The following is a 13,112-nucleotide window of genomic DNA, read 5'->3' on the forward strand; positions in this document are numbered from 1 at the left end:
ACGCTAGTCGACGAGGTCGGCGTCGTCCTCGTCGTAGATGATCACGTCGTCGCTGGCATGGCGACGGCTGATGCCCGAGAGGATGCCGGCGCCGCCGAGGGAGAGGGCGCCGAGCGCGCCCACCACGGAGTCGATCATCGACGTGGCGTCGCCGGTGTCGGGGACGGCAGAGCCGGAGCCCGCGCCGGAGCTCGGCCTCTTGCCGGTGCCGCCGGTGGAGCCGGTGCCGCTGCCGGTGCCAGAGCCGTTGCCAGGGCCGGTGCCGCTGCCGGTGCCAGAGCCGGTGCCGGTGCCAGAGTTCCTCACGAGCGCGTTGCGGGCGGCGTCGAGCGCGGCGAGCGCGTCGGAGACGTCCTTCTCGCTGGCGCTCTGGTTGGCGAGAACCGCGTTGGCCTGCGAGAGGGCGGCGGCGAAGGCGGCCCAGGAGCTGGCGGTGTAGTCGCCCTGGCTGAGCGAGGCGGCCTCGCCCACCTTGTTCTGGAGCTCGGTCTTGTCGACCGCCGGGATGACCTCGTCGGCGACAAAGGCCCAGGTGCCGCTCACGATGACGTTGCCCTCCGCGAGGAAGCCGTCCTCGTGGTCCCATCCGCCGAAGGTCCAGGTGCCGGCGACGCCGTCCTTCTCGCCCTTGACGGTCTCGCCCTTGGCGGGGGAGGCGGGAAGGGTCACGGAGGAGCCCTTCTCCACGGTCATGTCCTCGGGCAGCGCGGCGCCCTCGGGGGCGAGGCTGCCGGCCCAGGCGAAGCTCACCGTGACGGTGTCGGGCTCGGCGTTGGGGTCGAGCGGGAAGCCGGCGGCGATGGCCTTGATCTCGTCCTCGGACGGGGCCTTGGAGAGGATGGCCGCGCGGGCGATCTTGGTGCCGGGCTTGGTGAAGAGCTGCGCCCCGCCGCCGGTGTAGACGTCGGCGCCGACGTAGTAGTTCCGGCAGTTCTCGGGCGGGACCTCGAGGCCGCCCTTGGCGTCGGCCTCCTCGCAGAGCCTGCCGTCGATGTACATGCGGACCTTGCCGCAGCTGTAGACGCCGAGGGCGTGGTGCCAGACGTCGGCGGTCACCGCTCCGGCCGGCTTGGGCGTGCCGGAGCCGTTGGAGTTGAACCAGAAGGCCATCTTGCCGTGCGTGTCGCTGTTGCCGGCGATCTCCAGGCCGTCGCCGGAGCTCTGCTGGTTGGAGATGAAGCACTGGTCGGAGTCGAGGTCGTGTGCCATGAAGATGCACTCGAGGGCGTGCTCGTTGCCGAGGTAGGTGTAGTCGTCCTGGTCGAACGCAAAGCCGAAGGCGCTCCTGCCGTCGCACTCGAAGACGTTCTGGCCCATGGCCTCGTCGTAAGCGATGACGGCGGTCGCGGCGAGCTCGGGGTGGACGGCCTCGTGCCCGGCGGCGTCCGCGATGCCGGCGGCGCGCTCGACGGCGGCGAAGTCGACGTCGAGGAGCTTCTCCGGCGCAGGCGGGAGCAGGCGGGCGGCGTAGGCGGTCCTGACCTGCTCGGCCGTCATGGCGTAGGGGAAGAGGCGCGCGAAGGCGACGCGGGTGCCGGCCTTGGCACAGATCTCCGGCATGTTGGAGGTGCTCACGTCGGAGCAGACGTAGTAGCGGTCGGGGCTCGGCACGGTCATCTTGCCGGCGCTCGCCTGGTCGGCTTGCTCGCCGTTGACGTAGAGCGTGACGTTCGTGCCGTCATAGGTGGCGACGGCGTGGACCCACTCGTCGGTGTTGACGGGGGTGCCAAGGATTCGCCTGGCCTGGTCGTTGTTGTACCAGAACTCGATCTTGCCGTTCTCCACCTCGAAGCCGGCGCCGGCGCTCTGCTGGTTGGAGAAGAGGCACTGGTCGGTCTGGCTGTCGACGAGCTTGAAGTAGCACTCGTGCGTGGAGGCGCCGACGAACTGGTCGTAGTCGGTGGCGGAGAGGCGGTAGCCCCAGCCGGTGGAGCCGTTGGCCTCGAGCGCCTTAAAGCCGATCTCCTCGTCCTCTACGAGCCCCATGCCCTGCTCGCGGTTGGGCGTGTGGCCCATGGCGTCCTCGGTCACGCCTTCGCGGTAGTCGATGTCGAGGATCGCGCGCGGGGTCACGGGCGCGGAGCCGGTGGTGAAGGCGGCCGAGACGATGGCCGGGGAGGTGGAGTTGGGCGCCGGCTCGGTGCTGCCGGCCCAGGTGCCGGAGCCCTCGGAGCCCGCCTCCTTGTTCCAGGAGGTCTGGGCGTAGACGCTCATGGTGTAGGTGGTGTCGGCGACGAGCCCCTTGAAGGCGACGGCCCAGGAGTTGCGGATGTACGCGGCGGGACGGTAGTAGTCTCCGAAGATGCGCTTGGTGACGGTCGAGCCGTCCTCGGCCTCGGCGACGAGCTTGTACTCGTGGACCATGTCATCGCCGCGCTCGGAGCCGGGTTGGGCGGCGGGGAAGTGCACCTTGGCGGAGGTGTTGGTGACCTCGTCGACGGTGACCTCGGCGCCCGCGGGCCAGGTGGGGGCGGCGGTGGACTCGCGCGCGGTGGTGTAGGCGGTCATGTCGCTGGGGTCGATGACCCACGGCTCGTACAGGTAGACGACGCCCTCGCCCTCGGCGCGGGAGCGCACGAGCGAGATGCGGTAGGCGCGCACGGTGTCGTCCTCCATGAAGTCGAGAAGGACGACCTGCGACGCCTCCTGACGGCTGGTGCCCGGGGTGAAGACGTCGGCCGTCTGCGGCGGCACGGAGGCGCCGTTGCCGGAGTCGGGGTCGACCTTGCCGGTCTCGTTCTCGTAGTAGGCACCGATCGTGGAGTCCTGGATGGCGGTGAACCCGAGGTCCTGGCTGATGGAGCGCTCGTCCTCCAGCGTGGCGTGGCTGTGTCCGGAGACCTGGATCAGGTTGGGGTACTGGGCCATGAGCTTCTGGAAGTCGTTGGCCTCGCCCTGGCCGAAGTTGCCGTGCCACTCGGGCGAGGTGTAGGAGGACCCGCGCATCTGGTGGTGGGTCAGCACGAGGAACGGCACGCCGTCATCGCAGCCCTGCTCCTCGAGCTGCTGCTTGAACCAGTCGTAGTTGGGGCGGTAGTCGCCGTCGCTCGCACCGATGGGGCCCATCGTGATGACGCGCACGCCGTTCACGTCCACGACCTTGTTCGCCGCCTGGCCGGTGCGGTCCTCAAAGACGGAGCGCGCGAGGGTGACGCCCCAGTTGTACGTCTCGTGGTTGCCCTGGCAGAGGATCATCTGCGTGTGTCCCGTGCCGTCGGCGTAGCCCGCGTTGTGCGCGCCGCCGTCGTTGATGAGGGCCATGAGGCGCTCGTACTGGTCGTTGCTGCCGTTGTCGGTGAGGTCGCCCACCAGACAGAACGCGTCGAGCTGCGGGTCGATCTCATAGATCGTGTCGAAGGCAAACTGCAGCTTCTTGTCGGCGTCGCGTGGCTCGGCACCCGTGTTGTTGTTGACGTGCAGGTCGGACCCAATGAGAAGGCGCGCCCTTACGCCCTCGCGCGAGAGGCCCGTCTCGTCGGCCCATGCGATTCCCGGCTGAGCGGTCCCCGTCGCCACGAGGCCCAGGCCCGCGGTCATCACCAGCCTGAGGAAGCCGCGGCGGGAGACCCCGCCCGTCGTACCCTGCTCCGTGCCCTGTTCCATGCGTCCCCCTTTGGTCGCGTCCCATGGACAAAACTCACCTCATTTTTGAGCGCGTCCGTAAGCTGCCCTTCTCGCCCTGGTCTTCTGTGGGTCAGGGTTCCTCGGCTCTCGTTAGGGCTGGTCCCGCGTGGGCAATCCTTCCGTAAGGACGCTTGACTATTCGCGCCCCTCGCGCACCACCTCGCCCAAGGGGGGCGGGGTATAGTGTCGAGTGAGGGGTCGCGATGCCCAACGCCCGCTCTGCGAGGGAGGACCGCCATGCCGTTTTCCATCGTTCGCGACGATATCGCGCGCGTGAGCGCGGACGTGCTTGTCAACGCTGCCAACGAGCGGCTCATGGAGGGCGGCGGCGTGTGCGGGGCCATCTTTGCCGGCGCGGGGCGTGACCGCATGTCGGAGGCGTGCGCGCGGATCGGCGGCTGCCCCGCGGGCAAGGCCGTGACCACGCCGGGGTTCGACCTTCCCTGTCGTTGGGTCGTCCATGCCGTCGGGCCCGTCTGGCGGGGTGGCGCGCGGGGCGAGAAGGACCTGCTCCGCAGCTGCTACCGGAGCGCCTTCTCCGAGGCTGCGCGTCTTGGCGCCTCCTCCGTCGCGTTCCCGCTCATCTCCGCCGGCGTCTTCGGCTACCCCGTGCACGAGGCCCTCGACGTCGCGCGCGCCGAGGCGCAGGCCTTTCTCGACGCGCATCCTGACGTGGATGCCACGCTCGTCGTCTTCTCGCGCGACGTGGTCGCGGAGAGCGTGGCGCTCATCGGCGAGCTGTGCGAGTTCGTCGACGACGCGTACGTTGACGCGAGCCCCTTCCTGCGCGACCGCCGGAGGGAGCTCGAGGCCCTCGGTGCCCCGCTGCCATCCGCGGCGGCGGGGCGGGAGTGCGTGGCATGCGCGCCCATGGCGTCCGCCCCCGCCTCGGACGAGCTCGCCGAACGGCTGTCGCACCTCGACGCGTCCTTCTCGCAGGCGCTTCTCGCCCTGATTGACGAGCGCGGGCTCACCGACGCCCAGGTCTATCGGCGGGCCAACCTGAGCCGGCAGCTCTTCTCCAAGATCCGGTCCCGAGCGGACTACCGGCCGACCAAGCCCACTGCGGTGGCCCTCGCCCTGGCGCTCGAGCTCACGCTCCCTCAGACGCGGGAGCTTCTCGCCCGCGCCGGCCTCGCGCTCTCGCACAGCAGCAAGTTCGACGTGATCGTGGAGTTCTACCTCATGCGCGGCGTCCATGACGTCATGGCCGTGAACGAGGCCCTCTTCGCCTTCGATCAGCCGCTGCTCGGCTCCCAGTAGGCCGCCGGGGCGTGGGCCGTCGGCGAGCGAATGTCGCCTCGTGGTTTACCTCTCGTGTTGCCGCTGAGCGTAACCTCCCAGTCGTAGGGCATGACCACGACGAAGGAGGTAGCAATGCGTACGGAAATCGTCTTCATCCTGGATGCGAGCGGCTCGATGGCGGGGCTCGAGGCCGATACCGTCGGTGGCTTCAACAGCCTCATCGAGAAGAACCGAGAGGAGCCGGGCGAGGCCACGGTCTCCACGATTCTCTTCTCGGACGGCTCACGCGTCCTGCACGACCGGCTGGACATCCGCGAGGTCCCCGCGCTCACGCGCGCCGACTATCGCTGCTGCGGCTGCACGGCCCTGCTCGACGCCGTGGGTGGCGCCATCGGGCACGTCGACCTTGTCCAGCGCGTGCAGCCAAGGGGTCACGCGGCGAACAGGGTGCTCTTCGTCATCACCACGGACGGCATGGAAAACGCAAGCCGACGCTTCACGTATCCGCAGGTCAAGAAGATGATCGAGCAACATCGTGAGCGGGGTTGGGAGTTCCTCTTCATCGGGGCGAACATCGATGCGGCCGCAGAGGCGTCTCACCTCGGCATTGCGAGCGAGCGCGCGGCGGACTACGTGGCGGACGGGCGCGGCACCGAGGTGCTCTACAGCGCGATGGCGATGGCGGTGGCGAACGTGCGCTCCGGCGCTCCTGGCTCGGCGATGGGCGACTCGTGGCGCGCGGGCCTTGACGCCGACGTGAGGGCGCGGAGGAGATAGCAGCACGCATTCTGCGCGACTCCCCAGACGCCATCTGGGGAGTCGTCCTCGTCCGGTCGCAGAGTGCATGCTGTGACGCCCTCTTGCGGTATCGTCGCCGCGCGGGGGAGCGGTGCGGCGCCGATAATTCGTGGAGGGTGACTGGCGTCGGTGCCTGACGGGTAGGAATTCGAGCATCGAGAAGGACGTTCGATAGGAGCGACATGGGCTGCCTCAGCGTGGTCTTCAACATCATCTGGATCCTCACCGGAGGCTGGGTCACGGCACTCGGGTTCTTCCTCACCGGCGTGATCTGCTACGTCACGATCGTCGGCATCCCGCTCGGTCGGCAGGCGTTCAAGATGGCCTCCCTCACGCTCGCGCCCTTCGGCAGGACGATCGAGTACGGGGGCGGTGCCCCGTCGCTCGTGGCCAACGTGGTCTGGGTGCTGCTCGGCGGCTGGTGGTCGGCGCTCTGCTACCTCGCCGAGGGCGCCCTCTTCTGCGTCACGATCGTGGGCATCCCGTTTGGCCTGCAGCTCTTCAAGATGGCGAAGCTCGTCCTGCTGCCGTTTGGCGCCACGGTGAGGTAGGGGGCTGCGACCTTCGCGCCCGCAATCCCGTAACACTTTTCTAGATTGTTACGTCTTTCTCGCCCCCGCGCGCGGGCTGATAAGGTAACCCGCATGAACATTGCTGCCGCACATATTTCGATGATGGCCATGGTGGTCATGGAGATGCCCAAGCCCGGGCACTCTGACGCGCCGTGCCGCGAGGTCGGGCGCTAGGAGACCGGGCGCCCTCGCGGGCCGCCTCCGGCGGGAGGCCGCCCAGACCCATCCCACTCATCGAGCGGAGCTCTCGCATGATCCAGATCAAGAACCTCTGCAAGTCCTACGGCGCGCAGCCAGATGCGCCGCACGCCCTCGACGACGTCTCCATAGACATTGCCGACGGCGACATCGTGGGCATCATCGGCATGAGCGGCGCCGGCAAGTCCACGCTCGTGCGCTGCATCAACCTGCTCGAGCAGCCCACCTCAGGCCAGATCCTCGTGGACGGCCAGGACGTCACCGGGCTCACCGGCGCGGCGCTTCGCGCGTACCGCCGTCGCGTGGCGATGATCTTCCAGAGCTTCGGGCTTCTGTCCCAGAAGACCGTGCTCGCCAACGCGTGCTTCCCGTACCTGGCCGCAACGGGGCGCGTGACCTCCCAGAACCGCGAGCGCGCCCTCCAGCTCCTGGACCTCGTGGGCATGGCCGACCGCGCCGACTCCTACCCGAGCCAGCTCTCCGGCGGCCAGCAGCAGCGCGTGGCCATCGCCCGCGCCCTCGCGTGCGAGCCGGAGTACATCCTGTGCGACGAGGCCACGAGCGCCCTCGACCCCGCGAGTACCAACACCGTCCTCAAGCTCCTGCGCCAGATCAACCGCGAGACCGGCGTCACCATCATCGTGATCACGCACTCGATGGGCGTGGTCCAGAAGATCTGCAAGAACGTCGTGGTGCTCGAGCGCGGGCATGTCGTGGAGCGGGGGAGCGTCGCCGACGTCTTTGCCACCCCGCAGTCGCAGGCCGCCAAGGTTCTTCTCGAGAGGGTTGATTGGGATGCCTAGCCTTTCAGAGTTCTTTGCCGAGTATGGCGAGCTGCTGCTCCAGGGCACCGGAGAGACGGTCGTCATGCTGCTCGTGCCCACGCTCATCTCGTACGTCCTGGGCATCGCCCTCGGCGTGGTGCTCTACCTCACGGCGCCGGGGTCGCTGCGCCCCGTGCGCGTGCTCAACGCCGTGCTCGGCTGGGCGGTCAACATCTGCCGCTCCTTCCCGTTCATCGTGCTCATGGTGTCGATCATCCCGCTCACGCGCCTCATCATGGGCACGGGCTCGGGCATCCTGGGCACCATCCCGCCGCTCGTGCTCTCCGCCACGCCCTTCATCGCGCGCATGGTCGAGCAGTCGCTCGCCGAGGTCCCGCACGAGAGCGTCGAGGCCGTGGAGGCCTGTGGCGCCTCGGTGCCCCGCGTGGTCTTCTCGGCGCTTCTGCCCGAGGCCCTGCCGTCCCTGGTGCGCGGCGTCGCCGTGGTGCTCATCGCGGTCCTCGGCTACACCGCCATCGCGGGGGCCGTGGGGGCGGGCGGCCTGGGCGACATCGCCATCCGCTACGGCTACTACCGCTACCAGTCCGACGTCATGATCGCCGCGGTGGTCATTCTCGTGGTCATCGTGCAGCTGATCCAGAGCGCGTGCGATTTTCTGGCCCGCCGCGTCGACCATCGCTCCAACGGCTAGTCCATCAATTTTTTGTGTTAATTGGGGACAGTCCCCAATTTACAGAGTGAGGAGAAGAACCATGAAGTTCGCTAGTTCTAACATTTCCCGCCGCTCCCTTCTTGCCACGCTCGCGCTCGCTGCCGCCGGCTCGCTCGCGGCATGCGGCGCCGAGGGGCACGCGCACGAGCACGGGACGCTCCGGATCGGCGCCTCTCCAAGCCCGCATGCGGAGATTCTCAACGACTTTGCCGCCCCGCGCCTCAAGGAGAGGGGGATCGAGCTCGATGTCATCGAGTACACCGACTACCTCAAGCCCAACGAGGACGCGATCTCCGGGGAGCTTGACGCGAACTACTTCCAGCACATCAACTACCTCAACAACTACAACGAGGAGAACGGGTCCGACCTCGTGAACGTCGGGGCCATCCACTACGAGCCGTTCGGCATCTTCCCCGGCCGTTCGAGCGACCTCGATGACATCGCCGAGGGCGCCACGATCTCCGTGCCCAACGACCCGACCAACGAGGGTCGCGCGCTGCTCCTGCTCCAGGACCTTGGCCTCATCACGATCGACGAGGCCGCTGGCGTTACCGCCACGGTGAACGACATCACGGACAACCCCCGCGGCATCAAGATCGCGGAGCAGGAGGCCGCGGTCCTGCCCTCGACGCTCGCGGATGTGGACTTTGCCGTCATCAACGGCAACTACGCCATCGACGCGGGCCTCTCGCTCGCCGACGCCGTGGCGACCGAGAACGCCGACTCCACGGCCGTGCCCGAGCAGTACGTCAACATCATCGCCACGCGTCCCGAGCTGAAGGACGACGAATGCATCGCCGCGCTCGTCGAGGTCCTCAAGGGCGATGACTTCGCGGCGTATCTCCAGGAGGCCTTCGGCGACTCAGTCCAGGCCTTCTAGATGCGTGACAGGGGGGACGTGACAGGGGGACGGAGGTCTTGTCAGCGCTCCGTCCCCCTGTCACCCCATTGCCTCCTGCGAGCGATGCGATCTTTCGTACAATCTTTCTAAAGGCATGAGATTCGGGAGGCGACCATGGCGGCGATGGACCTGAATGACTTCACCTGGACGCGCGAGCCAGCGGCCTGTATGGCGCACGACGGGGCGCTCGAGATCACCACGCTCCCGCACACCGACCTCTGGCAGCGCACCTACTACCACTTCCGCAATGACAACGCGCCCGTCTTCCAGGCGCGCACGGACGAGAGGTACTTCAGCTTCACGGTGGGCACGGACTTCTCGCAGAGCCACCACCGCTTCGACCAGTGCGGGATTGTGATGTACCTGGACTCCGAGAACTGGCTCAAGGCATCCGTCGAGTATGAGAACGAGCGCTTTCAGCACCTCGGGAGCGTGGTCACCAACGGAGGCTGGTCCGACTGGGCAACGACGGAGATCACCGCCGACGAGCGGCGGATGTGGTATCGGCTCTCCCGTCGCGAGGATGACTTCCGCATAGAGTGCTCTCGCGACGGCGTGATCTTCTCGCAGATGCGCGTCTGCCACCTGGCCGCGGCGACGGACGCGGTGAGCTTTGGCGTCTACGCCTGCTCTCCCGAGGACTCGTCGTTCACGGCGCGCTTTGACCGCTTCGACTACGGTCCGTGCGTCTGGGCCGCCCATGATGGCCAGCAGCCGGACGAGGGGTAGGGCCAGATTTCGGCGTCCCGCCGTACCCTCTGGCGCGAGGCGCGCACCGTCTCTCCCGCCCTGCGGTCGCCTTAGACACGTGACATGGGGACGGAGCGCTGACAAGACCTCCGTCCCCATGTCACCTACCGGTACGTCACCGTCTCCGAAAGCGGCCTGCGGCTCTCGTGGTTGGGCAGCGGGCCCGTGCCCTCGGCGGCGTAGCCGAGGTCGAGCAGCATGAGGAGCTCCTCGTTCTCGGGCAGGCAAAGGCGCTCCTTGGCAACCTCAGGGTCAAAGCGGTTGAGCCAGCAGCTGTCGACGCCCGCGTCGCACGCGGCCAAGACCATGTGCGTGGCCACGATCGCGGCGTCCTCGATGCCGGAGTCGCGCGCGTCGCCGGGGTAGAGGTAGACGTTCGTGGTGTCGAAGGCCACGGCCAGGACCGTGGGCGCACCGTAGCGGCAAGGCGTGAGCTCGTCCACGATGGCGAGCGCCTCGGCGCTCTGGAGCACGTAGACGTGCTGCTCCTGCAGGTTCTTGGCGGTGGGGGCAAGACGACCCGCCTCGAGGATCCGCTCGAGCGCCTCGGGCTCCACCTGACGGGTCTCGTCGTACTTCTTGCACGAGTAGCGCTTGGCGATGACGTCCCTGAACTCCATCTCGGTCACTCCTCCTTGGTCGTGGCTCACCTGTCTTCCTGCGCCAATGATACGCCTGCCGTTACGTCGCCCGCAGTGCGCTGTACAATGGCCGCGCCGGACACGCCAAGAAGAACGGACCCCCATGACCGCGCTCGACCTCATGCGCTCAGACGCGCCGTATGCCGTGAGCTACCTCGACATGCCCAACGACCTGCAGCCGCGCGCGCAGCGTCTCTGCTGGCGCTTCAACCAGCTTGACCCGGCGGACACCGAGTCGCGAGCCCAGATCCTGAAGGAGCTCTTTGGCACGTGGCACCCGCGCGCAAACGTCAAGCCCACGTTCCGCTGCGACTACGGCTTCAACATCCACTTCCACGGCTTTGCGCTCGTGAACTACAACTGCGCATTTCTGGACACCTCGCCCATCAACATCGGCGAGGGCACGTTCATCGCGCCCGGCTGCGTGCTCGCGTGCGCGGGGCACGCCGTACACCCCGCCCAGCGTGCGGAGGGCATCCAGACCTCGGCGCCCATCACGCTGGGCAACAACGTCTGGCTGGGCGCCAACGTGACCGTCTGCGGCGGCGTCACCATAGGCGACGGGAGCGTGATCGGGGCGGGAAGCGTGGTCACGCGCGACGTGCCTGCCGGCGTGATCGCGGCCGGCGTGCCCTGCCGCGTGCTGCGCGAGGTGTCGGAGCGCGACCTCGTGGATCCGATATCGCCGGCTGGCGCCGAGGGGGAGGGGAGGTAGGCCGTGGACCTCAGGGTTGACCGCAGGGGCTGCGAGAGCGTGGTTCTGGACTTCGACGGGACGATGTGCCTGCTCTTCCAGAACCATGACCTCGCGGCGACGAGGCACAGGATGCATGAGGAGCTCGGGCGGTTCTCGATTGACTTCGACGAGGCGCTGGATGCGTTCGATGCCTTCGACGCCGTGCTGGCGCAGACCGCTGATCGCCTTGAGACGCGTGCGGAGGCCCTGCTCAAGGCAGATGAGATCCTCTCCGATGCCGAGGTTGCGGCCGCCGGGACGGGCCCTGCGGTCACGGGCGTGGCCGAGGCCGTCGACTTCTGGCGGGGCGCGGGGTATCGGGTCGGCGTGGCAACCAACAACTCCGCCCGCGCGGTCGACGCCTTCCTCAGTCGCATGTCCATCGGACAGCTTCCGGTGGTGGGCCGGGACGACGCGCACCCGGAGCGCCTGAAGCCCAGCACATGGAGCGTCGATCGCGTCCTCGAGCTGATGGGTGGCCGCCCGGAGGCGACCGTCTTCGTGGGTGACACGCGGCGGGACTACGAGACATCGCTGCGGGCGGGCTGCGCTTTTCTCGGCATGGTCCCGACGGAGCGCAAGCGCGTGCGGCTCAGCGCGGCCCTGGACGAGGACCTGATGGCGCGGGACTACCCCGAGCTGCTGAGGCGGTTCTTCGGTCGGTCGTAACCGGGCATGCCCCGGCGTCCAGACAGAGCCAATCGACAGAATGACGCCCCCGAGGGCACGCTTTTGTCGATTGGCTCTGTTTCGGCGAGGAGGGGCCAGCGAGAAGGGACGGCGTCGCGCAAGGCGAGAGGGGCCGACGGCGCGTCGACGGCGGTATGCGTTGCGTCGAGAAAGCGCGCTCGAATTCCCATGCTGTCCGGAAACGTACCAGAGACCCCGCGTTCTTTTTGTCGAGTCGCGGATGCGCCCTCGTCCGGGGGAACAATGGAGGTCCGGTGGCCCGGACGAGGGAGGGACGATGGGCGAGGCAGTGAGACGACGAATCGATGCGCTGCTGGACGCGGCGGAGCGCGGGGAGAGCTCCCTGGTGCCGCCGGGCGAGAAGGACCGCAAGGCGCTCCTGCGCCGCGGGCTCGAGCTGACGCAGCCGCTTTCCGGACAGTTCGTCCGCAGAGGGACCTGGAGACGGCTCAACCCCGCGGAGCGGTCGCTCTGGCTCATGCGGGGGCTTGCCGCGCGCCATCCGGACTGGCGCTTCTGCGAGGCGTCGGCCGCGGTTGCGTATGGCCTTCCGGTGACGTGGGGGCTGCTCACGCACGTGTGGGTGACGGCGGGGCGGGGCTCGCATGACAAGTCCGTTCCGGGCGTCATCCGACGCTGTGTGAGCGATCCCGAGGGTCCTGCGCTCGCCCAAGGGCTTCCCGTGACGTCGTTCTGGAGGACCGTCTTCGACTGTCTCGTGGCGTTTCCTCCTCCTGACGCACTGGCAGTCGTTGATCGGGCGCTCCGATTGAGCCAGGCGTCTGCACACCAGGTCGTCGACTACCTGTGCTCGGCGCACCGTGGCCGACGCGGGGTGCGCGGGGCGACGCGCGTCGCCGCCCTCGCCGACGCGCGCGCCGAGAGCGGAGGGGAGTCAATCGCCCGCTGGACGATGTTCGAGGCCGGTTTTGAGCCTCCTGAGCTGCAGGTGTGGATTGAGGATCCGGTTGAGCCGGGAACGTGGTTCCGCGTCGACTTCCTCTGGCTGCTTCCTGATGGGTCCGTCATCATCGGAGAGATGGACGGCAGGCAGAAGACCGAGCGTCCCGAGCTCATGGGTGGCCGCAGCACGGTACGAGTGCTGCAGGACGAGCGCCTGCGCGAGTCTCACCTCTCGGCGCTTCGCCCCGCGGTCGTGCGATTTGGCTACGACGTGGCGCGCGACCCCGTCCTTCTCGGCTCCCTGCTTGACTCGTTCGGCGTTCCGAGGCGATCGGGCGACCCGACGGACCCGCCCCCGTTCACGACCAGGCGTGCGGAGCTGATGCAGCTTGGCGGCTGGAGGGTGCTGGCGACGGAGCTCGTGGCTGCGTAGGCTGCTCCCGAGCATGCCTTGGCGCCCAGACAGAGCGAATCGACAAAATGACGTCCCCGAGGGCACGCTTTTGTCGATTGGCTCTGTTTCGGCGAGTAGGACGCGCTGGCGAGAAGAGCGTGCT

The 13,112-nt window shown here is 68.0% G+C and carries 11 protein-coding genes and 2 pseudogenes; 11 read left to right on the plus strand and 2 right to left on the minus strand.

Translation table 11 applies throughout. The features are described 5' to 3' along the window. Positions 1-3: 3 nt before the first annotated feature. Positions 4-3,603, minus strand: coding sequence for a LamG-like jellyroll fold domain-containing protein (locus BQ7391_RS12685; protein WP_075279764.1), 3,600 nt, complete (start codon positions 3,601-3,603; stop codon positions 4-6). A gap of 258 nt (positions 3,604-3,861) precedes the next feature. On the opposite strand from BQ7391_RS12685, the gene BQ7391_RS05975 reads away from it, so the two are divergent. The 7 genes from BQ7391_RS05975 (at position 3,862) to BQ7391_RS06005 (ending at position 9,564) form a co-directional block, all read left to right on the plus strand. After that, positions 3,862-4,887 (plus strand): macro domain-containing protein, encoded by a 1,026-nt coding sequence (locus tag BQ7391_RS05975; protein ID WP_075279765.1) that lies wholly within the window; start codon positions 3,862-3,864, stop codon positions 4,885-4,887. 114 nt (positions 4,888-5,001) lie between these two features. Continuing rightward, positions 5,002-5,646 (plus strand): vWA domain-containing protein, encoded by a 645-nt coding sequence (locus tag BQ7391_RS05980; protein WP_075279766.1) that lies wholly within the window; start codon positions 5,002-5,004, stop codon positions 5,644-5,646. 203 nt (positions 5,647-5,849) lie between these two features. Then, positions 5,850-6,218 carry a YccF domain-containing protein gene (locus BQ7391_RS05985; RefSeq protein ID WP_075279767.1) on the plus strand — a complete coding sequence of 123 codons (369 nt, stop codon included), beginning with the start codon at positions 5,850-5,852 and terminating at the stop codon, positions 6,216-6,218. A 272-nt stretch (positions 6,219-6,490) separates the two neighbouring features. Continuing rightward, complete coding sequence (locus BQ7391_RS05990; RefSeq protein WP_075279768.1) at positions 6,491-7,240, plus strand: methionine ABC transporter ATP-binding protein; 750 nt, start codon at positions 6,491-6,493, stop codon at positions 7,238-7,240. Then, positions 7,233-7,913, plus strand: a complete 681-nt coding sequence (locus BQ7391_RS05995; RefSeq protein WP_075279769.1) for a methionine ABC transporter permease — start codon at positions 7,233-7,235, stop codon at positions 7,911-7,913. The genes BQ7391_RS05990 and BQ7391_RS05995 overlap by 8 nt, the downstream gene beginning before the upstream one ends. 61 nt (positions 7,914-7,974) lie before the next feature. Further along, on the plus strand, positions 7,975-8,814 hold the full coding sequence (locus BQ7391_RS06000; protein ID WP_075279770.1) for a MetQ/NlpA family ABC transporter substrate-binding protein: 840 nt from the start codon (positions 7,975-7,977) through the stop codon (positions 8,812-8,814). 135 nt (positions 8,815-8,949) lie between these two features. Then, on the plus strand, positions 8,950-9,564 hold the full coding sequence (locus BQ7391_RS06005) for a DUF1349 domain-containing protein (RefSeq protein WP_235858630.1): 615 nt from the start codon (positions 8,950-8,952) through the stop codon (positions 9,562-9,564). Between the two features lie 125 nt (positions 9,565-9,689). Here the strand turns inward: BQ7391_RS06005 and BQ7391_RS06010 are convergent, their stop codons facing one another. Then, positions 9,690-10,205, minus strand: a complete 516-nt coding sequence (locus BQ7391_RS06010; protein ID WP_075279771.1) for a nitroreductase family protein — start codon at positions 10,203-10,205, stop codon at positions 9,690-9,692. Positions 10,206-10,386: 181 nt separating this feature from the next. On the opposite strand from BQ7391_RS06010, the pseudogene BQ7391_RS12820 reads away from it, so the two are divergent. The 4 genes and pseudogenes from BQ7391_RS12820 to BQ7391_RS06025 all read left to right on the plus strand — a co-directional run. Continuing rightward, positions 10,387-10,485, plus strand: a pseudogene (locus tag BQ7391_RS12820) (maltose acetyltransferase domain-containing protein); the annotation flags it as partial. 240 nt (positions 10,486-10,725) lie between these two features. Then, a pseudogene (locus BQ7391_RS12825) lies at positions 10,726-10,831 on the plus strand (DapH/DapD/GlmU-related protein); the annotation flags it as partial. Between the two features lie 113 nt (positions 10,832-10,944). After that, the gene (locus BQ7391_RS06020; protein WP_075279773.1) at positions 10,945-11,631 is read left to right on the plus strand and encodes an HAD family hydrolase; all 687 of its coding nucleotides are present in this window, start codon (positions 10,945-10,947) and stop codon (positions 11,629-11,631) included. A gap of 298 nt (positions 11,632-11,929) precedes the next feature. Continuing rightward, entirely contained in the window at positions 11,930-12,988 is a 1,059-nt protein-coding gene (locus tag BQ7391_RS06025) for a hypothetical protein (protein WP_075279774.1), read from the plus strand. The last annotated feature ends 124 nt before the right edge of the window (positions 12,989-13,112 follow it).

It is taken from the genome of Thermophilibacter provencensis (assembly GCF_900128445.1).
GTDB classification, from domain to species: Bacteria; Actinomycetota; Coriobacteriia; order Coriobacteriales; family Atopobiaceae; genus Thermophilibacter; species Thermophilibacter provencensis.

Coding starts and splice junctions, on each gene's coding strand:
- BQ7391_RS06025 (WP_075279774.1), top strand. CDS start 11,930: ATGGGCGAGGCAGTGAGACGACGAATCGATGCGCTGCTGGACGCGGCG.
- BQ7391_RS05980 (WP_075279766.1), top strand. CDS start 5,002: ATGCGTACGGAAATCGTCTTCATCCTGGATGCGAGCGGCTCGATGGCG.
- BQ7391_RS05975 (WP_075279765.1), top strand. CDS start 3,862: ATGCCGTTTTCCATCGTTCGCGACGATATCGCGCGCGTGAGCGCGGAC.
- BQ7391_RS06000 (WP_075279770.1), top strand. CDS start 7,975: ATGAAGTTCGCTAGTTCTAACATTTCCCGCCGCTCCCTTCTTGCCACG.
- BQ7391_RS12685 (WP_075279764.1), bottom strand. CDS start 3,603: ATGGAACAGGGCACGGAGCAGGGTACGACGGGCGGGGTCTCCCGCCGC.
- BQ7391_RS05990 (WP_075279768.1), top strand. CDS start 6,491: ATGATCCAGATCAAGAACCTCTGCAAGTCCTACGGCGCGCAGCCAGAT.
- BQ7391_RS06005 (WP_235858630.1), top strand. CDS start 8,950: ATGGCGGCGATGGACCTGAATGACTTCACCTGGACGCGCGAGCCAGCG.
- BQ7391_RS05985 (WP_075279767.1), top strand. CDS start 5,850: ATGGGCTGCCTCAGCGTGGTCTTCAACATCATCTGGATCCTCACCGGA.
- BQ7391_RS05995 (WP_075279769.1), top strand. CDS start 7,233: ATGCCTAGCCTTTCAGAGTTCTTTGCCGAGTATGGCGAGCTGCTGCTC.
- BQ7391_RS06010 (WP_075279771.1), bottom strand. CDS start 10,205: ATGGAGTTCAGGGACGTCATCGCCAAGCGCTACTCGTGCAAGAAGTAC.